Source organism: Novosphingobium sp. AAP83 (genome assembly GCF_001295795.1).
In the GTDB taxonomy this organism is placed as follows: Bacteria; Pseudomonadota; Alphaproteobacteria; order Sphingomonadales; family Sphingomonadaceae; genus Novosphingobium.
Genome location: NZ_LJHY01000052.1, coordinates 1 through 21,361 on the forward strand (window position 1 = coordinate 1; position 21,361 = coordinate 21,361).

Sequence of the window (21,361 nt, forward strand, 5' to 3'; positions counted from 1 at the left end):
CTGTTCGAGCCGCTGCTGCCGTCAGAGCGGAGCCGCTGGGCACGACCGGTGGGAGATAACCGGTTCTTTCTCAATGGCATGCTCCACGTGCTGCGGGTCGGCTACTCTTGGCGCGATATGCACGAGCGTTACGGCAAGTGGAACTTGGTTTATGCCCGGTTCCGGCGCTGGGCCGAACAGGGCGTTTGGGATGCACTACTGCAAACGCTGGTTGATCTTGGTCTGACCGACGACTGGCAGCACATGATCGACAGCACCAGCATTCGCGGCCATGTTTCGGCAGTGGGCGGAAAAGGGGGGGGCTTGTGCGCAGGCTTTTGGTCGATCACGCAGCGGCCTTACGAGCGAGATCCACGCCCGCTGAGACAATCAGGGACTGCCTCTCGGCTTCATCCTGACTGGCGGTGAGGCTTCGGATTATACCGCAGCCGAGCCGCTGATGCAGATCCCGGTCACCACACCCAAGGGATATGATGGCGACCGCTTCCGGGAGAGCCTGCTGATCCGGGACATCCTGCCCGTCATTCCGCCCCGCTCGAACCGCAAGGTGCCAGAGCATCCCGACTATCGCCGCTACCGGGACCGCAACCGCGTCGAGCACATGTTCGGCAAGCTCAAGCAACAGCGCCGTATCGCCACCTGCTACGACAAGACCATCCTATCCTTCGAGAGCTTCCTCAACCTCGCGGCCACTCGCTGAAGTCTTTTGTCAGCATCGCCTAGGGTAAAAAGCAGTGGTGCCCTCGCTGCCCCGAATTCAGCGCCCCGCGTCAATCTCGCCAGCGACCGATGGATAGGGTCCGAGACGGCCGAGGAGGAGGGCGCTCGCGAAGGCTGATACAGCCAGTACGATCAGGCCGAAGTCATAGTGCTTCAATCTGTCGACGCTGAGGGCGAGAAGGGCGGCGCCTATTCCGGCGCCGAGCTGGAAGAGGCTGAAGGCCAACCCGTACATGCGGCCGAAGTTAGCCAGACCGAAATAACGGCGCAAGCTGAAGGCCAAGATATCGAATTCGCCGCCCGCCAGTAGGCCGAGTGCACCCACAGCGGCGATCTTGGCCAAGGCTGGGGCTGGCAGAACGAGCACGATGAGCGAAACGATCGTTGAAATCATGAGAAGCCAGTAAACGCGGGAAACATGCATTTGGTCGAGCAGGTATCCGGTGAACAGTCGGCCCAGCAGGTTCATGACGCCAAAGATGGCAAGACCGTTGAGCGCCTGCCCGGTCGACAGGCCTTTCGATTGCAGGATCGGCACCAAATTGGCGACAAGTCCCGTGCCGGTCAGCCCGAGCAGCAAAAAGCATCCGGCAATCAGGCGGTAAGAAGGATCCCGAATAATCCGGGCATATGTCAGTGACTGGGTCGGCCCGGCAACGGACGGCGAATGCAGGATCGGCAATTCGCGCAAGCCCAGCAGCGCGATCGGGAAGGCCACCAGCGCAAGAGCGGCCATGGTGAGATAGGACGCGTTCAAGCTTACCCGTGCCGCGATGGCAGCAAGGGAAGGCGGTATCAAGACAACACTCACCGCAATGCCGGCATTAGCGACGCCAGTTGCCAAGCCGAGCTTTCGGTCGAACCATCCGCTCACGACCCTGAGATACGATGCCGGCCACAGTCCAACGGACGCAAAGGGAAGGGCGAACCACGTTGCGTAGAATAGCGGCAGCGAACTGGGCAGGAGGCAAAGTCCGGCCAGTGCCACAGAAAAGCAGGGAATGCTGGTCAGCACCACGCGTCGCGATCCGAACCGGTCAATCAAAGCGCCCTGAAGTACGCTACAGAGCATGATTCCCGCCGCCATGAAGGTCACAGCGAGGCCAACCTCTCCTCGGCTCCAGCCATAGCGAACAGAGAGCGGTTCCAGCAGAACGCCGAAGCTGGAAACGAGCAGTGAGCTTGGCCCGACGATCAGACAGGACATCGCGACAAGGGCGACTGTCCAACCTTTTGCGCCATCGCGGTCAGACTGCGGAATTTCCGTAGCTTCGGCCATGCTTCTAGACACGTTTCACCCCCAAGTATCGTATCGACGGGCCTGCTGATCGGAGGATCACGCTGCCACGCCATCAACCTTCCGAGCATATCTTGAGAAGCCGGTCATGTGCCGCTTGTCTGTTGATTACGCACAAACCGTACGATCGTACGGTATAATGTCAAGCCGCTTGGTTAGCGCATCGTCCGAGCATTGATCTTGCTGTAGTATACGGGCTTTCCGCGTTTTTACATTCGGAGCCAAGTTTACCCGACGGCAGCCGTAAAGGTGAAATTGCCGAAAAAAAGTGGTGCTCCCTGAACCGCGAAAATGGGATTGACTCCGTCTGTACGATCGTACAGTTTGTACGCACGTACTGTTTGTTCAATTAGTGGCCGTAGAGCCGCAACGGAGGGGAAGTCATGAGACTGCACAAACTGATTCTGCAAACGTCTTCGGTTCTGGTTCTGGGCATGAGCCAGCAGGCGCTGGCGCAGGCAGTGCAAGAGACACCGGGGGACGAGCCTACCGGCATTTCCGAGATTGTGGTGACCGCGCAGCGCCGCGAAGAAAATCTCCAGAAAGTCGCTGTCGCGGTGTCAGCAGTCGCGCCTGATCAGCTTATATCCGCGGGCATTTCAGACGTCTCAAACATCAGCAAACTGGTGCCCGCGCTTGTCGCGCAACCTAACGGTGGTTCGAGCACAAACTTCTATCTTCGCGGCGTCGGATCCTATGCCACCAATGCCTTCGCCGAGAATGCCATCGCGTTCAACTTCGCTGGCGTCTATGTCGCACGTCCCACATCGCCGCTGGGCACATTCTTCGATCTTGAACGCCTTGAAGTGGTCAAGGGGCCGCAAGGCACGCTTTATGGTCGCAATGCCACCGGCGGTGCGATCAACGTCCTGCCCAAGTTGCCTGAGCTGGGCAAGTATGGCGGAAGCGCAATGATTGAAGCGGGCAACTATAGTTCTGTGAAGGCGCAGGCCGCCGTTAACATCCCGTTGGGCGAGAGGGCGGCCCTGCGCATTGCCGGTCAGGTGGCGGATCGCGATGGTTACATGTCCGACGGTTATGATGACGACAACGGGCAGGCCCTGCGCGCCTCGCTGCTTTTCGAGCCGACCGAGACCTTGAAGATTTCGCTGATGGGCGATTACTATCACCAAGGCGGCAAGGGCGTGGGCTCGGTTCTGGTGCGCGGGCCGCTTACGCAGAACGCTCCCGCAGCAAGCGCCCGCATCGGTGGGTCTGACCCGATAAGTCATGCTGCAGTCGCTGCGAACTTCCCAACGCTCACCACTGCGGCCAATACCGGTATCGCCGCCATGCCGCGCGACGATGGCTTCGTCGACAGCCACTTCTACGGGGTAACCGGTACGATAGAGGCGGACCTGGGCTTTGCCACGCTTACCGTTATTCCCGCATACCGCCGTAGCGAGCCTGACTTCCTGTCCTATGCCCTAGGTTTCCTATCCCGTGTGCAGGAAATCGACAACCAGTACAGCCTCGAGGTTCGTTTAGCATCGGCCAGCGATCAGCGCCTGCGTTATGTTTTGGGTGGCTTCCTATTCAAAGAAGATCAGGCCGCGCAGAACACCTTCACTCAGGGTCGCATTACTTCAACTACGTTCAATCCCAATCTGGAAACCAAGAGCAAGGCGATCTTTGGCGAGCTGACCTTTGATATCAACGATCAGTTGCGGCTCGTAGGTGGTGCACGCTACACCAAGGAAGACAAGTCGCTGGTCACGCCACTGCGACAGGTGACGCTGGCCAATCCCAACCCGCCGTTCCGCACAGTGACGGGCGACCTGACGTTCGACAAGGTGACGTGGAAGGGAGGCGTCGAGTTCGACCTTGCTCCGCGCTCGCTGCTCTATGCCAACGTCGCGACCGGCTTCAAGGCGGGCGGCTTCTTCGTCGCTATCCGTAACAACACCTTCGCGCCGGAAGAACTCACTGCATTTACAATCGGGTCAAAAAATCGGTTCTTCGATAACAAGCTCCAGCTCAACATTGAGGCCTTCTACTGGAAGTACCGCGATCAGCAGATCGGCTTCGTCGGGCCGGTCGAGACATCGATTGGGGTGTTTGGCGCGGGCGGCAAGACCGTGAATGCAGGCAACGCCCGCATGTTCGGTGTCGAAGCGGAATTGCTGTTCCAGCCTACGCCGCAGGATCGTTTCAGCGCCAACCTGCAGTACCTGAATTCGAAGTACGAAAGCTTCGTCTACACGCAGATTTCCGCGAACGGCGCTCCTCCGCGCAGTGGCTGCCCGGTGACGCGTGACACGTCAATTGCAGTGGCCGCTCCAGCCGCCCTCTATGCCGTCAACTGCGCGGGGCGTCCGGCTGTCAACGCGCCGAGGTGGTCGTTTAGCGGTGGCTACGAGCACGACTTCGTGCTTGCCGATCTTTTGGTTACGCCCGGCGGTCGTACCCGGATCGAGTCTTCCCGTTTCCTCGGTATCGAATACTTGCCGGAAAGCAGGCAGGGCGGTTACATGTCGTCCGACCTCTACCTGACCGTGGGAGATGCGGACAAGCGGTGGTCGATCACCGGCTTTGTCAACAATGTCGAAAACGAGACGATCTTCGCGTCTTCCGTGCTGCGGCCGGTCGTGCCGATCGTGTACAATGCCCTGCGTCCGCCACGGACTTACGGGCTGCGTGCGTCGTTCAACTATTGAGCGTGACCAGCGGGGCGCTGGCGGCAGTTTCACTGATCGCCAGCGCCCTGATTCCTGCGGCACCGAAGCGCACCATCGGCGAGATGCTGGTTGCTACGTCGCGGCTAGAGATTGCTCCATCAGAAAACCGGTCGATCAATCCAGTCTCGGCAAAGACGCTAACCATAATTCCGATGACATGTACGTACCCTCGGACGGCCTCGCCTCTGCTGATTGCAGGTTCAGCCATCATGATCCGTTCGACCATTTCAAGAGCCACTGCCCCAAAACTGCGTGCAGCCAGATCCGTCCATCGTGAGTCTTGGGTGAGGATCGCGTGCAAACGAGCATAGGCGCGCCAACCTTTCGAACCAGACGCAATGAAGCGGCGGTACGGCTCGAAAAAGGCCTCCAACAGCTCTTCCAGCGAAGGGTTATCAAGTTCGGAGAGAAGCTTCCGGCGCTCGCTATTGAGCACCTCAGCGCGGCGGGTGACAACATCTTCGAACAGGACATCTTTGGTTGTGAAATGATACGTGACCAAACCAAGCCCAACCTCAGCGGTGTCCGCCACGTTGCGCATCGACACGCCATCAAAGCCTCGCTCGGAAAACAGCTGCTCGGCAGCGTCGAGTATACGATCTTTCTTCGACCTGTTCACGTTATCCCACCTTTGCGCCGACCATAGAACGCTTCTGTAAAAGAGCAACAAACCACCGGAAAGGTTCGCCATGAATAGACTGGAAAACAAGGTTTGCATCATCACTGGAGGCGCCGGCAGCATCGGTCTTGCTGCCGCCAGGATATTCCTCGACGAAGGCGCGCGCCTCTTGCTGGTAGATCGATCCGAACAGGCGCTGCGCGATGCCGAGGCCGTGCTGCAAAGCGAGCGCGTCGCCACGATCACGGCAGATGTGAGCCTGAGTACGGATACGCAGCGTTATGTCGATAAGGCGCTCGAGGCGTTCGGCGCGATCGATGTGCTGTTCAGCAATGCCGGCAACGACGGGCCGATCGTGCCGATCGATGCCTATCCCGAGGATATCTTCGATTCGATCATGGCGGTGCACGTGCGCGGGGCCTATCTGTCCTGCCGGACGGCGCTGCCACACATGCGCGAGGGCGGATCCGTGATCATCACATCGAGCGTGGTCGGCATCATGGGCGTGCCCGCGAACTGCGCTTACGTCGCCGCGAAGCATGCGCTGGTCGGCCTTGTCCGCAGCGTGGCGAAGGACGTTGGCAAGCGCGGCATCCGTGTGAACACGATCAACCCCGGCCCGGTGGACAACGCCTTCATGGCCGCCGCTGAATCCCAGATGACCGCCAATACTGGGCGCGATGCTCATGCCATGTTCAACGCCATGATCCCGCTCGCACGGCATGTTCGGCCCGATGAGGTCGCGCGTGCTGCGCTGTTCCTTGCGAGCGACGAGAGCAGCTACACGACCGGAAGTTGCCTGATGGTTGACGGTGGTATGAGCGCCTGATGCGTTTGGGGCATGGCAGCATGCCCCACGCGATCAGGCTCTCAGCCTTCAACCTGCTTCCTCAATGCGAGCACTGCGCATTCAGTGGTGGTGAGGACCGGCAGGCCGGTCGCCTCACCCACTGCGCGCGCTGCGCGGGCGAGACTGAACTGGGCGAGGGCCACCAGTGTGCAATCGCCGAAGGATTCAGCCGCAGCTGCGGCGGCAATACGGTCGTGTTCTGCGGCGTTGCCTGCGGCCAGCGCTTCGAGGGCACCGGCGCAGTGGCGCGTCACGATCTGCGTGGTGTCAGGAAATTCGGGCAACATGCTTTGCAGTGTGGGTGCGAAGCTGGCCATCAGACCGATCCTGCCACCATGCGCAAGTGCTGCGTCGATCATGGCCGAGTTGGGCTTGTGCACCGGCATGGGGGCGAGGTCTGCGGCCACCGCGTCGATGGCCGGACCGAATGCCGAGCAGGTGAACAGGATCGCATCCGCCCCGGCATCGCGGGCATAGCGCCCGAGGATGAGGAAGCGATCGATCATCGCGTCGGTCAGTTCGCCATCGCGCGCGCGGTCAGCCGACAGGCTGTCGTCGAGCAGGTTGGCCCGATCTGCCTCGGGCCAGTGCGCATCGAACGCCGTATTGATCGGCTGGACCGATTCCCGCAGCGCGTGGATCAGGAAGACTCGGGTCATGGCCGCTCCATCACAGGCTGTGGGCGAAGCTGCCGACGGCCTCGGCAAAGGCGACCGGGGCTTCGACATTGGCAAGGTGCGCGGCGTCGAGCGTTTCGAGGCGGGCGCCGGGGATCTGCGCGGCGATCGCTTCCAGTCCCGTAACCGGGGCGGCCTGATCGTGGGCACCGGCGAGCACCAGCGTCGGGCAGGCAATCTGCGGCAGGAGGCCGCTATGGTCCATCGTCGAAATCATGCCAGCAGCGGCGATGAAGCCTTGCGGCGGGGTGTTGAGGATCATGCTGCGCACCCATTCGACAGTGAGCCGAGCCTTGGCGTGGAAGCCGGGCGTGAACCAGCGCTCGAGCGTGGGGGCGGTTTGGCCGTCCATGCCGTTGCTTGCGACCGCGGCGATCCGGTTCTGCCACATTTGCGCGACGGGCGGCGGGGTCTTCGCCATACAATTGGCGAGCACCAGGCCGCGCACGCTGACGGCATGGCGGACGGCGACTTGCATCGAGACCATCGCACCGAACGACAGGCCCGCCAGCACGTAGCGGTCGATACCAGCGCCCGCCAGCGTGGCGGCTACGGCATCGGCATAGTCGGCGTATGTCGCATCGGGGTGGAGCAGGGCGCTCTGGCCATGGCCGGGCAGGTCGATGCGGACGACGCGGAAGTGCCGCGACAGAACGCCGAGCTGGGGCCGCCACAGCTCGGACGAGGTCGCGATGGCGTGGAGCAGGACGAGGACCGGCGCGTCTTCGGCACCTTCGAGATGGTAGTTGAGGCTCATGCCGGCAGTCTCCAGCGGCCGAGCCCGATGCCAGTGTACCACTGGGCCATGCCACGATAGTAGTAGGTTTCGAACGGGGCGCAGTTGGCGATGCCGTGGGCGACCAGCCAGTTGCGGACCTCTTCCGCCCCGTTGCCGGCGGTGTTGACGTGTTCCGCCGCGTAGTCTGCCGCGTTGTCCGGGCCGCCCTCTTCAAGGTGGGCGAGGAAGGTGCGGTCGAAGGTATCGTTCAGGCGGCCCATGCGCGGGGTTCCGACATCATGGCTGAGGCCACCGGTGGCGAGGACCGCGATCCGTGCCACGCTGTCGAACGAGGCGATGGCCTGCCGGATCGCATGCCCCAGCGCGACGCAGCGGCGCATGGAGGGCATCGGCGGCTGCACAGCGTTGACCTGGATCGGGACAATGGGATGGCGTCCCGCGATCCCGGCGAGATCGAGCGGGGTCATCACGCCGTGATCGAGGGTGAGTTCCATCGAGAACGAGGGATCGAAGCCGCTGTCCATGACCTCGTTCAGGATGTGTGCGCCGAGGGCGGGATGCCCCGGGAGGATATGCTTCTGGACTTTGAGCCAGCCTTCGACCGGGCTGGGATATTCGGCCGCGATGCCGATACAGAAGGCGGGCAGGTTATCGAGGAAAAAGTTGTGCAGGTGATCGTTCGACACGAGCACCACGGCATCGGGATCGAGCGCGGCGATCTCTTCTCCGACCCGGCGATACTGGTTGAACGCCGCATCGCGCAGCTCCGCGCCCGGTGTATCGGGAGCGTTGGTCATCACGGGGGTGTGACTTACGGCAAAGATGCCGACGATATCAGCCATAAGCCTGGTCCTCCACGGCGCGCAGGGCGTCCAGATAGTCCTGTTCGGGAATGCGCAGTTGCAGGCAATAGGCGCGCATCAGGTAGGGATTGGCGCCGAGCAGGTAGAGCTTGCCGATGTCGGTCCTGGCCAGAGCCTCGCGCGCTTCGTCGGTGAGGGGGGCATTGCCGATGTAGGCGGCAGGATCGGCGAAGAAGCGCTTCTCCTCTTCACGGTCGTGCTGGATGTCGTACATCATCCGGTTGATCGCATAGGCCTGCTCGGAAGGAATGGCCTCGATCCAGTTGCGCGCGCTCATGCTCCTCCCCTATGCTTTACCTTTGCGCAGAGCCAATCGACGATGAGCGGCAGGGTGTGCGGGGTGATGCCCATGTGCCCGCCCGGGAACATGCGCACCGCCTTGGGCGTGCCGTGACCGGTCAGGAGGTCGATATCGGCGACCGGGCACTGGCTGTCACCCCGGCCGTTGACCAGCAGCATCGGTGCGCAGGGCTGATCGAGCAACCCCTGATCGACGAGGCTGAGCCTGGCAAAGGCCTCGACGTAGCCTTCCTCGGTATCGACGCCGAGCATCCGCATGCGCGTTTCGACGAGTTCCATGAGGTAGCTGTCGGGGTGGCGCGAACGTTCGATCCATTCGCGCTGGAACATGAAGTGCGCACCGCCGCCCCAGTTCACCGCGCCGGCAATGCGATCGGGCACGACATGGGCGAGCTTCGTGGCCCAGTAGCCCCCGAACGAGCGGCCGAGCAGGCCGATGCGTGCGCCGTCGAGATCAGGCTGTGCAGCGGCCCAGTCCATCGCGGGCAGGAACTGGCGTTCGGCATCGGGCACGCCCTTCACCGGAGATTCGCCCGTGCCCGGACCGTCAATTGCGATCGTCGCCACGCCTTGGGCAAGCGCGAGATCGCTGGCGATGGTCATCTGTTCCTTCCACGCGTCAACCCCGCCCCACATCATGATGACCGGCGGCTTTTCAACGCCTGCCGGCCGACGATAGAGGAATATCGTCTCGCGGCCTTCGCCGTCCCTGCCGTCAAACGGAACAACCACACGCATCGCGGGGGGATCGAACATGGCGGCAGCCGCAAGGTAGGCGTCGCGTTCGCGCTGTGCGCTGATCAGCTTGTCGGGATGGTTGGGGCAGGGGAAGCGGCCCATGAAGAAAAAACCGTGCGCCCTGAGGAACCCGTTCCGGCGGCTTGCCGGGTCGGTCTGTGCTTCGGCCTGTGCGAAGGCGGCTTCACCCGCTTCGATCCACGCCGATGCCCAGTTTACCGGATCGAGCCCGCGCAGCCCGTCGACCACCGAAGCGGTGTCTTCCACGCTCAGGTTGTTCATCGGGTGGATCTTCTTGGCGGCGCGATCGAGCATCCAGGCCTTGGCTTCCTCCAGCGTCCGTGGGCGTTCGTCGGCGGGATCACCGGTGCGCGGCGGCAGGCGGGGTTCTTGATCAAACATAACGGTCTCCGGTGCCGTACGATTGTACAGTGATGGTCAAAAAAAGAACTGTTCAGATGGGTTCGGCGAGAACCCGCAGCGACTGCGCGACCAGTGCGGTCTGCTCGGCCGGGGGCGCTTGTCGCTGTTCGAGCCGTCCGATCTCCATCGAATTGTGCGCAACGAGTTTGCAGCGGGCAAGACGGCGCTGCATGTAGCGCGCGATGGCTTCGTCGGGGTTGGCCGAATGATCGATTTCCTGCCCGAGCACCACCGCGTCCTCTACCGCCATCCCGGCTCCCGACGCCAGCTGCGGCGTGGTGGGATGGGCTGCATCGCCAATCAGCAGGATGCGTCCCTTGTGCCAAGGTTCAGGCAGGACGAGCGCTTCGAGCGGGCGCATGATGATCGAGCTTTCCGGGCTGATGGAATCGCGCAGTTCGCCCACGAGCCCGCCATAGCCTTCCATCAGGAAGCGCATGCGGTCGGGCAGTTCCTCGTCGGGGATGATCGGGTGCCGCTCGGTCTTTTCGAGCAGGAAGAGATAGAGGTGATCGCGCGATACCGGCGCGGCACCAACCTTCATCCGACCGCCAAGGAAGAAGTGCCTACGGTCAAACCAGGCAGGGCGCGGGGCAAACAGCCGCCAGACGCTCTGTCCCATGTAGACCGGTGCGGGGGCATCGGGGAAAATCAGCGACCGGACGCGGGAATAGAGGCCGTCGGCCCCGAGCACCAGATCGTAGCTGCCGGTCGAACCATCGGTGAATTCGGCATCGACGCCTTCGCCGTTCTGCTTAAGCGAGGCGACCGTGATGCCGAGGCGGACATTGGTGCCGCCAGCGCGCGTATGCCCGGCAAGGATCCGGTGCAGCACCGGGCGCATGATGCCTCCGCTGCCCGGCAGGCCTTCAGGATCGCGGACTTCCTCGATGGGGTGGCCATGAATGTCGCAGATGCGGATGCCGCTTCCGGAATACCCTTCGGCGAGAATTTCATCGAGGATGCCAAGTTCGCCGAATGCGCGGAACGAGGGGCTGGTGATGCTGATGCCCGCACCATAGACCCGCCACTGCGGATCGAGGTCGATGAGGTCGACCGCTATGCCCCGGCGCCGAAGTTCGATGGCAGCAGACATGCCTGCGATGCCGCCGCCCACAACCAGCGCCGTCTTTATCATGTTCACGAAAGCAATTCCTCCAGAGCACGTGCTGTCATCACGCTGACGAGGTGCGCCCGGTAGGCAGCCGTCGCGTGGAAATCGGAAATCATGCCATCTTCAGGCAGGGGAACGCTTCGCGCGGCGTCGGGGTGCAGACGCTCACGCAATGCAGCTTCATGAAGCGTGGAGCGGAACACACCGGGGCCGGCCCCGGTCACGGCCACGCGTACGCCACCTTCGGCCAGCGCCACGAATGTGCCGGCCATGGCATAACCCGACACCGGATTGGCAAACTTGGCATAGGCGCACCGGATATCCGCCGGAAACGCGACCGCCGCGATCAGTTCTCCCTCTTCGAGCGCAGTGCCGAACATGCCGGTGAAGAAAGCTTCTGCGGCAATCTGGCGACGGTTGGTGATGACCGTCGCGCCAAGGGCGAGTAGCGCTGCGGGATAGTCTGCCGCCGGATCGTTGTTTGCCACCGAACCGCCGATCGTGCCGCGATTGCGCACCTGAAAATCACCGATGCCCTTTGCCAGTGTGGCAAGGCCGGGCAGCCGGGCCAGCACGAGCGGGGATGTCGCCACGTCGTGATGGCGGGTCATGGCGCCGATGCGCAGCGTGTTGCCGCGTGTCTCGATACCGTAGAGCGCTTCGATGCCGGCAAGGTCGATCAGCCGATCGACCCGGGCGAGCCCTTGTTTGAGCGTGGGGATAAGCGTCATGCCCCCGGCGATCACGCGCGCATCGGGGCTTTCGAGCAAGAGTGCGCTTGCCTCATCAAGCGTGGCCGGGCTGTGATAGGTGAAGGGCGTCATTGCGCCAGCTCCTTGCTGGCGCGGAGCACGGCTTCGACGATGGGCTGGTAGCCGGTGCAGCGGCACAGGTTGCCTTCGAGCGCTTCGCGCACATCCTCGGCATCGGGTTCGGGCACGACGTTGAGCAGCGAGGCTGCCGCCATGATCATGCCCGGCGTGCAAAAGCCGCACTGCAGGGCGTGACATTCCTGAAAGCAGGTCTGGAGCGGGTGCCTGCCATCGGGATCAAGCCCTTCGATGGTCGTCACCACCTTGTCGTGGGCCTGCACGGCAAAGATTGTGCAGCTTTTGATGGCGATGCCATCGAGATGGACGGTGCAGGCACCGCACTGGCTGGTATCGCATCCCGTATGGGTGCCGGTCAGGTCCAGAACGTCGCGGAGGAAATCCACCAGCAGCGTCCGGTTGGGCACATCATGCGCGACGATCTGGCCGTTCACCTCGATCTCGACGCGGCTGGTCGGTTCGCGCGACATCACTTCACCCCGACCATGATCGTCATGAACACGAGAAGCAGCGCCAGCACGACGATGACGAAGCTCTGGCTATCAAAGCGCCAGCCGGGCTGCGGCGGGTAATGGGCCGGGACGTTCGGCGGGTAGCTGGGCGCAGTGCCTTGAGGCACCGCCGCTGCCACCGGTTGTGGCGCGGATGACGGGGTTGGCGCGGATGAGGGGGCTGGCGCAGGCGTGGAGGCCGGGGCAGTGGGCGCTGGCAGGGTCTCGCCCTCGGCGACGATCCTTGCGAAAGCGGCAAAGAACTCGTCGGCGTAGCGCTTGGCAAAACTGTCGATCAGGCGCGAGCCGATCTGCGCCAGTTTGCCGCCAATCTGCGCGTCAGCCTCATAGACAAGCAGCGTCGCGCCATCGGCTTCGGTGAGTTCGACGGTGGCCCCGCCCGTGGCAAAGCCTGCAGGACCGCCGTTGCCTTCGCCGACGATGCGGCACCGCGCGGGTGGTTCGAGATCTTCCAGCCGGATGTTGCCGGTGAACCGCGCCTTGACCGGGCCGACTCTGGTCGTGACCTTTGCGGTCCAGTCGGTCGGGGTGTTGCAGGCGATCTCCTCGCAACCGGGAATGCACTGGCGCAGGATTTCGGGATTGTTGATCGCTGCCCAGACCGTTTCGCGCGGGGCTTCGATGCGATATTCGCCGGTGAACTTCATGCTGCGTCCCTTGTTGTCTGCCGAGCCTGCTCGATCGCCGTCCAGACTTTGACGGGCGTGAGCGGCATGGTGATATCTGTCACGCCAACGCTTCGCAGCGCATCGAGCACGGCGTTGACCAGCGTGGCGGGGGAGCCGATGGTGCCGGACTCGCCAACGCCCTTCACGCCCAGCGGATTGGTCTTGCAGGGAATTTCGGCCAGTTCCGACTGGATGTGCAGCGGCATCATGGTGGCTCTTGGCATGCCGTAATCGCTGAAGCTGCCGCTCAGCAACTGGCCGTTTTCGGGATCGTAGACGACCTGCTCGATCAGGGCCTGGCCCAGTCCTTGCGCGATGCCGCCGACGATCTGGCCTTCGCAGACCATCGGGTTGAGGACGTGGCCGACATCATCAACCACGGCGTAGCGGTCGATGTGGATCGCGCCGGTTTCAGGGTCCACTTCGACTTCGCAGACATGCGCGCCGTTCGGGAAGTTCGGGCTTTCGCCGCCGGCTGTGCCCTGAACGGTAAAGCCCAGCGAAAGGCCGCCCGGCTTGCCCATCGGGCGGAAAAACGCCTTGGCCACATCGACGAACGCAAGGCTGCGGTTGGTTCCCCGGACGCTGAACAGGCCATCGGCGAAGTCGATCTCGGTCTCGGCCGCATCAAGCAGGGCTGCGGCCATGGTTCTGGCCTGCGCAATTGCGCTTTGCGCTGCGGCGTGGAGTGCGGTGCCGCCCAGCAAGGAGCTGCGCGCGGCATATGTGCCGCGACCGAAGGCGACCTTGTCGGTATCGCCCTGGAGATAGCGGATCTGGTCATAGGGCACGCCTAGCCATTCGTGCACGAGCTGCGGGAAGACCGTGGCGTGGCCCTGGCCGTGGCTGTGCGTTCCGGCGAGAATGGTGACGTTGCCTTCGGGATCGAAGCGCAGTTCCATCCGCTCGTTGAATACGCCGGCGCTTTCGAGATAGGTCGTGACCGCTCTGCCCCTGAGCAGGCCGCGGCTTTCGCTGTCCGCCGTGCGCTGATCGTAGCCGTCCCAGTCGGCAAGGACGAGGCAGCGGTCCATCATCTGCGCGAAATCGCCGCTGTCGTAAGTGACGCCGGTGGCGGTGGTGTGTGGCATGGCGCTGGCCGGGATGAGGTTGCGTCGGCGGATTTCAACCCGGTCCAGCCCGAGTAGCACCGCGGCCTCGTCCATCAGGCGCTCCAGCGTGAAGCAGGCCTCGGGCCGGCCTGCGCCGCGATAGGGGCCGGTGGGCGAGCAGTTGGTGAAGACTGCCGAATTGCTGCAGTGGACGGCGGGGATGTCGTAGACACCGGGCAGCATGCGCATGGCGTAAGTGATCGGCGCTACGGCTGCTGACTGGACGTAAGCGCCCAGACCCTGCTGCGCCCTGACCCTGAGGCCGAGCGCACGGCCCGTGTCGTCGAGCGCGAGTTCGGCCTCCGAGATCTGGTCACGGCCGTGGTTGTCACCCATCAGCGCTTCTGACCGCGTGGAGACCCATTTTACCGGGCGTCCGAGACGGCGTGAGGCCCACAGCACGAGGGCGTCTTCGGGATAGGCGTCGGCCTTCATTCCGAAACCGCCGCCGACGTCGGGCGAGATCACCCGGAAGCGGCTTTCCGGCAGGCCGAACACCGACTGGGCCAGCACGTGGCGGACGCCATGGGGATTCTGCGAACTGGTGTGCAGGATGAAGCTGTCGTCCGCCGCATCATAGGTGCCGAGCGCGACGCGCGGCTCGATCGGGTTGGCGCTGATGCGGTTGTTAAGGATCGTCAGCGCGACGACGAGGCTGGCCGATGCGAACGCCCGGTCGGTGGCCTCGCGATTGCCGAATTCGAGAGTGAAGCAGACGTTGCCGGGGCATTCGTCCCACACCGCAGGGGCGCCCGGCGTTGTGGCGGCGGCTGGCGTGGTGACGGCGGCAAGCGGGGCGATCTCGATCGCGACGAGCGAGGCAGCCTCGCGCGCTTCACGGGCGGACTGGGCGATGACGACGGCAACGCGGTCCCCGACGCAGCGGACACGGTCAGTCACGAGAATCGGTCTGATCGTGCGATGGCCGGGTGGGCCGCCCATGTCCGATGGCATGAAGTAGGGCGGCAACCCGCCAAGGCCGTCGGCCAACGCGTCCTGACCGGTGAGCACGGCGACGACGCCGGGAGCCTGCTTTGCCTCGTGCGTGTCGATTGACCGGATCAGCCCGTGCGCGTGCGAGGAATATACGACGGCAGCGTGCAGCATGTGCGGCAGCCGCACATCGTCAACGTATCGGCCCTTGCCTGTAATGAAGCGCCGATCTTCTCCGCGCAGGACTGCCTGCCCGATACCGAAACCCGCCACCATGCCCTCCCGAACTCAAATTGTTCTTCGGGTGGTGTTATCCAGTACGTTCGTACAGTCAAGCCGATTTGTGTCTTCGTGTCGCAGGCTGGCTCAATCGGGCGAGGATATCAGCATGAAAGCGCTTCGCGCAGGCCCGTCTGGGTGACGAGCGCACCGAGCGCTCCGCCATAGACGATCTTAAACGCGAATGCTGTGGCCCATATCTGCATCTCGCGCTGCCCGCGCATGCCGCAGGCTGATCTCCGGATAAGTGCCAATGAAGCGGTATCTTTTTTTGCGATCAAGCCTGTATTGGTGCTGCCAAGTTTTTATGGCCAGTGACTGACACGAACAGATATAGCCCGCTTAGATCAGCCAACTTATATGCCTTCTTCCGTCGACGCGCGGCGCGACACTCACCATCGGTTAACATCTTAAATTTCCTCTAGGCATTAGCGTTCACTTTGCTTCAAGATTACCTACTCATGGCATGCCGACTGGCTCAAGTGCGGACCAGGCAGCTAATAAACACTTATAAGATATGAATAAATTTGAACGGGAGCACGAGAACCCTGAAACGTCGAAGGTGGTGGCCAATCGGCCAAACCCAGCAATTCAGCGTATCCCCAAATTCATGAGTCAGTCCCTCCATCCGTACCCCCAATCAACCGGCATCAGCAGGATATCGTTGGCTATTGGTGACTACGCACGACACGCCGAAAGTCGGAAAAACCGGCACTTTTGACTAAGTCTGATGTCTATTGAATATGTAGAATGGCGGAGACGGATTCCTTCAGATGAATACATCAAAATATTGATACGTAATAATATATTTTTCGATTAGTCAGGGCAGTACCACCTGTGGTGCCCCCAAATTTCGAGCGCGAGGGCTGAAAACCATGTAGACGGTTTTGCAGCTATTTTATTGGCAGCTTCGCACAAACGCTCACATTTTCATTTTCTCGCGCACTTCAAAAAGCGATACAACCTAGATGTAACTCCGGCCTGTCATGTCGGCAAAGAGATGTTGTTGGAAAACTTGTTCAACCTTGCCGGAGCGGGGCTTTGGCTGAAGTTCTTGCCAGTCAAAGCGAGTTTTCTGACGGCGTCTGGCCAGACGGTGGCAAAATCATCGGCACGAACTGTTCGCAGCCATTGCAGGAACCGCGTTCGCCTTGGCAGAGCGAGGTCAAGGTCTTGTAGCAGTTCATCGATGTGGTGGATTGAAAAAGGCACGATGTTGGTACCCTTGCAATGCTTGCCGTGAGTCCGTTCTTCCATCCATGCCAAGCGCAGGTCGATCTGGCTGGCCATCGATGCCTCGTCGGGGAGGGTCAGTTTTCCGTGCATCAAGACGGCCAGCCAGACTGCGCCGATTTCCGCGTTTAGCTGGCAAAAGAACGACGAAGTATATCCGTTGAACAAGAGCCGGGGGACGCCGAGAGGCACCATCGAACGATGGAGACGGAAGTTGCCTTGGCTATCGGTTACCTTGCGGCGCACGTCATCGGGCAGGAAGTCGACCCGTTGCTGCCAGCCGGTACCGCAGATCACGATATCGGCTGGTACGAAAGAGCCGTCCGACAGGCGCGCTTGGCCGGGGCTGAGTTCTGCGATCTCGCTGTTGCGGTGGATGCCAAGCTGGCCCGAGCCGATTTTGTCATAGAAACCGTCAGTTACCAGGCTCACCGTGCTGCGGGCAATGGTTTCCAGTGGTGTGCCGGGATCGAGGCGGAGCCTTTTCAGGCCGAGTTGTCGACCAATTATGGCCTGCACCGTGTTCAGCATCCCGTTGCGCAAGGGTTTGCCCGGCCCGTGCAGAAAGGCTTCAAAACCTTTGAGCTCGGTCCAGGGAAAGAGGCCTTCGCCCAGCCGGTTCAGGAACAGGTGTTTGAAATTCAGCACTCCGCCGATGAGCTTGGGGATTTTCCAGATCAAATGGCGCACAACCATAGCCGTGCTGGCGCTGATGGGGGCCACGGCATTGGCGACATCGCAGGACGACTTGCCGTAGCCTATGACGAGGACATGCTGCCCGCGCGCCATTTCCGGATTGGTGAACTGGCTGGTGTGCAGCACTGCGCCCCCGGCTGCGGTAAAGACATCTGCGCCGGGCCATGCGGGAATGGCGGGAATCGAAAAGATGCCGTTGCAAGCGATCAGCCAGTCGAACGTCGTCTGATCTGCTTTGCCGTTGTGTTGCCAGCCAAGCGTCCAGCCGCTTCCATCGGAAAGAGGATCTGCGCGTTCGACCGGAGTGGCAAAGCGGATGAACGGGGTGATGCCAAAGTGGTCGGCATAGCTTTGCAGATAGGCGTGCATCTGCGCGCCGCTGGGCCATTCGGGGTAATCGGCTGGCATTGGCCAGTCGGAAAAGCAATATGTCTCGCGCGGGTTCTGCGTTGTCAGCCCCGGATAGCGCCTTGAGCTCGACCATACTCCGCCAAGATCGGCCTCCTTCTCGAAGATCGCAACCTCATAGCCTAGCGCCAGCAAGGTCTTGGCGGTGCAAAGCCCGGCGATGCCGGCTCCGATGATCGCGACAGTTTCCTTCACGCTTATGCATCCCGTCTTTGAAAGGCCGGGCACCACGTTGCCGGCTAGGGCAAGGGCTAGTGAGGGGGTTGCATTGCGCCTATGCAGCGAGCGCCGATCCTGTGCGGTCAGGGCAGCTTTATGATCCGGCAAAGCTCGGGCTTTGGACGTTTCGCACAATTCCGCAGTCGCCGCACATCACCTGCACCATCTGCATATTCGTGCGCGCTGCATCATGTCCACTTTGCGCGCAATCAAGCCGGGAAAAAACCGGCCGGTATCGACGTCATGTCTGGGGAGAAACAGACACATGAGCAATATACTACATCTGCGCGCAGCTCTTGGGTCCATTCTAGCATCCACAGCCTTGCTTCCGGTCACGGCTTATGGCCAGCAGAGCGAGGGCAGCGGCATTGACGCGTTGAGCGCTGAAATTGTCGTTACCGCGCGCAAGCGGGAAGAAAATGTGCAGACTATCCCGCTGTCCGTTTCTGCCTTTTCCGGCGAGGCGATCGAGGCGCGTGGCATTGACAGGATTGACGGGCTGGCGGCCTTTACCCCCAACCTGACACTTCAGAATAACCCCAGCTTTGGCGGGGCAGGTTCTTCTGCCGCGATTTACATTCGCGGCATTGGCCAGAAGGAATTTCTGCCCACTACCGAGCCCGGCGTTGGTGTCTATGTCGACGGGGTCTACGTCGCGCGTTCTGTCGGCGCTCTCCTCGATCTGGTGGATGTAGAGCGAGTCGAAATCCTGCGCGGGCCGCAAGGCACTTTGTTTGGCCGCAACACGATCGGCGGTGCAATCAGCATCGCGACCAACAAGCCGAACGATACGGCAGGCGGCAAGTTCTCTGTCACAACGGGGCGCTACAGCCGCGTCGACGTGAAAGGGATGGCGAGTATCCCGCTCGGTGAGACGCTGTTTTCAAAGGTGTCTTTCGCCAGCTTCAACCGCGACGGCTATGTTCGTCATTTGGTTGACGGGCGCCAACTGGGTGATGTCGGCACCCTCACGGGCCGTCTCGACTTGCGCTGGCTGGCGAGCGACAGTTTTGAGGTGAATCTTTCGGTAGATGGCACGCGCGATCGCAACAATGGCCCGGCCATGGTGCTGTCCGACGTCACTTATGCTTCGGCGATCTTCAACCCGCAGGGGCTGCCGTTGTTGCCGCCCGGCAGCGCGTCAACGCCGGGGGCCTATGTGCTGAACCCGCCCTTCGATGCACCGACTGACAATTTTACCCTGTTGCACAACTATTTCGCGGCCTTGCTTGGCGGCCAACCTTGCCTGGGCTTTGCCCCCTATAGCCCGCAAAGCAATGCTCCGGCCTGCTTCAGCGACCGGTTCCTGGTTGGTGATAATGCCACTGCCGGTACGGCACCTCAATTCGCGCGCAACAACCTGTGGGGTGCGCAGGTTACGCTCGACTGGGATCTTGGTGCAGTGCAGCTCAAGTCCATCACTGCCTGGCGTGAGGTCGATGGCGACTATGCCCGTGATGGCGATCATTCGCCCTTCACGATCCTGCATCTGTCAGACAAGCTGATGCAAAACCAGTTGAGCCAGGAACTTCAGTTGCTGGGCGAAACAGCGGACAAGCGGTTGAAATATGTTTTTGGTGCCTATTACTTCCGGGAAAAGGGCAACAATATCAACTCTCTGGACTTTACACCTGTCACTTTCCGATCAGGTGGCCGCTTCCAGACGGAAAGCTTTGCCTTGTTCGGCCAGGCAACCTTCAGCGTCACGCCAGCAGTCTCTCTCACGGCGGGCCTGCGTTATACCAAGGATGACAAATCCTTCCTGCCGGATCAGGAAATTCTGGTCGACAAGACCGGCGGAGCATTGATCGCTGCCAGTCCCAATACGCCCCAAATCCGCATCCTGCCTTTCGCGACTGTGCGCCAGTCCGAAGATGCCCTGACGCCCACCGTCACCGCATCGTGGACCGTCGCGCCCGATGCCATGGTCTATGGCTCGTGGTCGCGCGGCTTCAAGAGCGGTGGCTTCGTCCAGCGCGTGTTTCCGGCTCAGGCGTCTGTGCCGCAGTTCGGTGCGGAAACGGCAGAAGCCTTTGAACTGGGCTTCAAGACCCAGTTTTTCAACCGGATGCTAACGCTGAATGCTTCGGCCTTTATGACCCGTTACGAGGACCTGCAGGTGCAGGTCTTCACCGGCATCGCGCCTGTCACCAAGAATGCGGCTTCGGCCGAAATCCGCGGGTTGGAGTTGGAAGCGCGGCTTTCGCCAGGCGACGGCTGGTTTCTGGAAGGCAGCATGGGGTATATCGATCCGGAGTTTACCAAGGTCGATCCCGCCGCTGTCGAAATTACCCGCGCATCACGGTTCGAACGTGTGGCACGCTGGACGCTGAGCGGCGCCGTTTCAAAAAGCGTTGAGCTGGCCGATGGTGGTAACGTGATGGGTAGGCTGGACTGGTCATACCGCTCGGGGATGTTCATGGACGCGTTGAATTCGACAGAGCTCTTCCAGCCGGGCTATCACCTGATCAACGCCAATCTGACGTGGAACTTGCCTGGCGATGTTGTTGCGTTGACGGCCGGGATAACCAACCTGACCAACAAGCAATACATGCAGACCGGGGTCTATGGCGCATCGTTTGGCCTGTTTGAAAAGATGTTTGCCCGAGCGCGCGAATGGTCGGTCGGCGCGAAGTGGACGTTTTGAGCCATGGCTCTTTATGAAGACCTCGCCGGGCGCACCGCTCTGATCGCCGGCGGTGCTACGCTGATCGGGCGCGAACTGGCCCGCGCCTTCGTGGATCAGGGCTGTCGTGTGGTCATTGCCGATATCGACTGCGCCGGTGGCAAGCAGGCGGTTTGCGAATTGGGCGAAGGGGTGATGTTCGTGGAAACCGACGTCACCAGCGACACCGCCATTGATGCCTGCTTGGCAGCAGCACGCGAGCGGTTCACCGGCATCGACTTTTTGGTAAACGTCACCACGTCATATCTCGACGACGGGCCTGCCACGAGCAGGGAGAACTGGCTGCGCGCGCTTGACATCGGGCTGGTAGGCGCCGCTGTACTGGCGCATAAGCTGGCAGACGAGCTGTCGGCGCGAAAAGGTGTCATCGTCAACTTTTCCAGCGTCAGTGCTCACCGCGCCCAGGCCGGACGTTTCGTTTATCCAGCTATCAAGGCGGCGATGGCCCAGTTGACCCGCAGCCAGGCGCTTGAATTTGCCCCGCGCGGGGTGCGTGTCAATGCCGTGGCACCGGGTTGGACATGGTCCAATGTGCTTTCTGCTCTCAGCGGGAATGACCGTGCGAAAGTCGATGCCGTTGGCGGTCCATTCCACATGCCCGGCCGTATTGCCGAGGCTGCCGAGATCGCCGGTGCTGTGCTGTTCCTCTGTTCAGGGGCATCGAGCTTTGTCGTCGGCACTGAAATCCGGGTGGATGGCGGCTATCTCGCCATGGGACCCGAACGCGGCGAAGTCCCGATCGCTACGCTCATGGAACACTGAAGCGC

The 21,361-nt window shown here is 61.6% G+C and carries 20 protein-coding genes and 1 pseudogene; 6 read left to right on the forward strand and 15 right to left on the reverse strand.

The features are described from left to right. Window positions 1-408, forward strand: a 408-nt coding sequence (locus tag IP81_RS21410) for a transposase (protein ID WP_231627050.1), incomplete at its 5' end; no start/stop codon positions are given. Beyond that, window positions 395-700 carry a transposase gene (locus IP81_RS21415; protein WP_369800782.1) on the forward strand — a complete coding sequence of 102 codons (306 nt, stop codon included), beginning with the start codon at window positions 395-397 and terminating at the stop codon, window positions 698-700. The genes IP81_RS21410 and IP81_RS21415, both read left to right, overlap by 14 nt. Window positions 701-757: 57 nt before the next feature. On the opposite strand, the gene IP81_RS16730 is transcribed toward IP81_RS21415, so the two are convergent. Then, window positions 758-1,999 (reverse strand): MFS transporter, encoded by a 1,242-nt coding sequence (locus IP81_RS16730; protein WP_054109148.1) that lies wholly within the window; start codon window positions 1,997-1,999, stop codon window positions 758-760. A 401-nt stretch (window positions 2,000-2,400) separates the two neighbouring features. On the opposite strand from IP81_RS16730, the gene IP81_RS16735 reads away from it, so the two are divergent. Beyond that, window positions 2,401-4,674 carry a TonB-dependent receptor gene (locus IP81_RS16735; RefSeq protein WP_054109149.1) on the forward strand — a complete coding sequence of 758 codons (2,274 nt, stop codon included), beginning with the start codon at window positions 2,401-2,403 and terminating at the stop codon, window positions 4,672-4,674. Here IP81_RS16735 and IP81_RS16740 read toward each other — a convergent pair. After that, a complete protein-coding gene (locus IP81_RS16740; protein ID WP_197274685.1) occupies window positions 4,664-5,314 on the reverse strand; it encodes a TetR/AcrR family transcriptional regulator in 651 nt (216 codons plus the stop codon). The genes IP81_RS16735 and IP81_RS16740 overlap by 11 nt on opposite strands. 70 nt (window positions 5,315-5,384) lie before the next feature. On the opposite strand from IP81_RS16740, the gene IP81_RS16745 reads away from it, so the two are divergent. Next, on the forward strand, window positions 5,385-6,143 hold the full coding sequence (locus IP81_RS16745) for an SDR family NAD(P)-dependent oxidoreductase (protein ID WP_054109151.1): 759 nt from the start codon (window positions 5,385-5,387) through the stop codon (window positions 6,141-6,143). Between the two features lie 41 nt (window positions 6,144-6,184). On the opposite strand, the gene IP81_RS16750 is transcribed toward IP81_RS16745, so the two are convergent. The 13 genes and pseudogenes from IP81_RS16750 to IP81_RS16800 form a co-directional block, all read right to left on the reverse strand. Then, window positions 6,185-6,823, reverse strand: a complete 639-nt coding sequence (locus IP81_RS16750; protein WP_054109152.1) for an aspartate/glutamate racemase family protein — start codon at window positions 6,821-6,823, stop codon at window positions 6,185-6,187. Between the two features lie 10 nt (window positions 6,824-6,833). Next, window positions 6,834-7,598 (reverse strand): alpha/beta fold hydrolase, encoded by a 765-nt coding sequence (locus IP81_RS16755; protein ID WP_054109153.1) that lies wholly within the window; start codon window positions 7,596-7,598, stop codon window positions 6,834-6,836. Then, window positions 7,595-8,422, reverse strand: coding sequence for a 2,3-dihydroxyphenylpropionate 1,2-dioxygenase (locus IP81_RS16760; protein ID WP_082356264.1), 828 nt, complete (start codon window positions 8,420-8,422; stop codon window positions 7,595-7,597). The genes IP81_RS16755 and IP81_RS16760 overlap by 4 nt, the downstream gene beginning before the upstream one ends. Next, window positions 8,415-8,720, reverse strand: a complete 306-nt coding sequence (locus IP81_RS16765; protein ID WP_054109154.1) for a hypothetical protein — start codon at window positions 8,718-8,720, stop codon at window positions 8,415-8,417. Before IP81_RS16765 ends, IP81_RS16760 begins: the two co-directional genes overlap by 8 nt. Next, window positions 8,717-9,883, reverse strand: a complete 1,167-nt coding sequence (locus tag IP81_RS16770; RefSeq protein WP_054109155.1) for a S9 family peptidase — start codon at window positions 9,881-9,883, stop codon at window positions 8,717-8,719. The genes IP81_RS16765 and IP81_RS16770 overlap by 4 nt, the downstream gene beginning before the upstream one ends. A gap of 52 nt (window positions 9,884-9,935) precedes the next feature. Next, the gene (locus IP81_RS16775; protein WP_054109156.1) at window positions 9,936-11,042 is read right to left on the reverse strand and encodes an FAD-dependent oxidoreductase; all 1,107 of its coding nucleotides are present in this window, start codon (window positions 11,040-11,042) and stop codon (window positions 9,936-9,938) included. 2 nt (window positions 11,043-11,044) lie between these two features. Then, window positions 11,045-11,842 carry a xanthine dehydrogenase family protein subunit M gene (locus IP81_RS16780; protein ID WP_054109157.1) on the reverse strand — a complete coding sequence of 266 codons (798 nt, stop codon included), beginning with the start codon at window positions 11,840-11,842 and terminating at the stop codon, window positions 11,045-11,047. After that, window positions 11,839-12,318: a (2Fe-2S)-binding protein gene (locus IP81_RS16785; RefSeq protein ID WP_054109158.1), complete on the reverse strand. Its 480-nt coding sequence runs from the start codon at window positions 12,316-12,318 to the stop codon at window positions 11,839-11,841. Before IP81_RS16785 ends, IP81_RS16780 begins: the two co-directional genes overlap by 4 nt. Continuing rightward, window positions 12,318-13,007 (reverse strand): carbon monoxide dehydrogenase subunit G, encoded by a 690-nt coding sequence (locus IP81_RS16790; RefSeq protein ID WP_054109159.1) that lies wholly within the window; start codon window positions 13,005-13,007, stop codon window positions 12,318-12,320. Before IP81_RS16790 ends, IP81_RS16785 begins: the two co-directional genes overlap by 1 nt. Next, window positions 13,004-15,349 (reverse strand): xanthine dehydrogenase family protein molybdopterin-binding subunit, encoded by a 2,346-nt coding sequence (locus IP81_RS16795; protein ID WP_054109160.1) that lies wholly within the window; start codon window positions 15,347-15,349, stop codon window positions 13,004-13,006. The genes IP81_RS16790 and IP81_RS16795 overlap by 4 nt, the downstream gene beginning before the upstream one ends. Before the next feature lie 107 nt (window positions 15,350-15,456). Next, window positions 15,457-15,606: a hypothetical protein gene (locus IP81_RS20590; RefSeq protein WP_197274686.1), complete on the reverse strand. Its 150-nt coding sequence runs from the start codon at window positions 15,604-15,606 to the stop codon at window positions 15,457-15,459. Continuing rightward, window positions 15,602-15,685, reverse strand: a pseudogene (locus IP81_RS21725) (hypothetical protein); the annotation flags it as partial. The gene IP81_RS20590 and the pseudogene IP81_RS21725, both read right to left, overlap by 5 nt. A 651-nt stretch (window positions 15,686-16,336) precedes the next feature. Next, a complete protein-coding gene (locus IP81_RS16800) occupies window positions 16,337-17,884 on the reverse strand; it encodes an NAD(P)/FAD-dependent oxidoreductase (RefSeq protein ID WP_082356265.1) in 1,548 nt (515 codons plus the stop codon). Between the two features lie 289 nt (window positions 17,885-18,173). Between IP81_RS16800 and IP81_RS16805 the strand changes: the two genes are divergently transcribed. Next, window positions 18,174-20,555: a TonB-dependent receptor gene (locus tag IP81_RS16805; RefSeq protein WP_082356266.1), complete on the forward strand. Its 2,382-nt coding sequence runs from the start codon at window positions 18,174-18,176 to the stop codon at window positions 20,553-20,555. A 3-nt stretch (window positions 20,556-20,558) separates the two neighbouring features. Then, window positions 20,559-21,356, forward strand: coding sequence for an SDR family oxidoreductase (locus IP81_RS16810; protein ID WP_054109161.1), 798 nt, complete (start codon window positions 20,559-20,561; stop codon window positions 21,354-21,356). The last annotated feature ends 5 nt before the right edge of the window (window positions 21,357-21,361 follow it).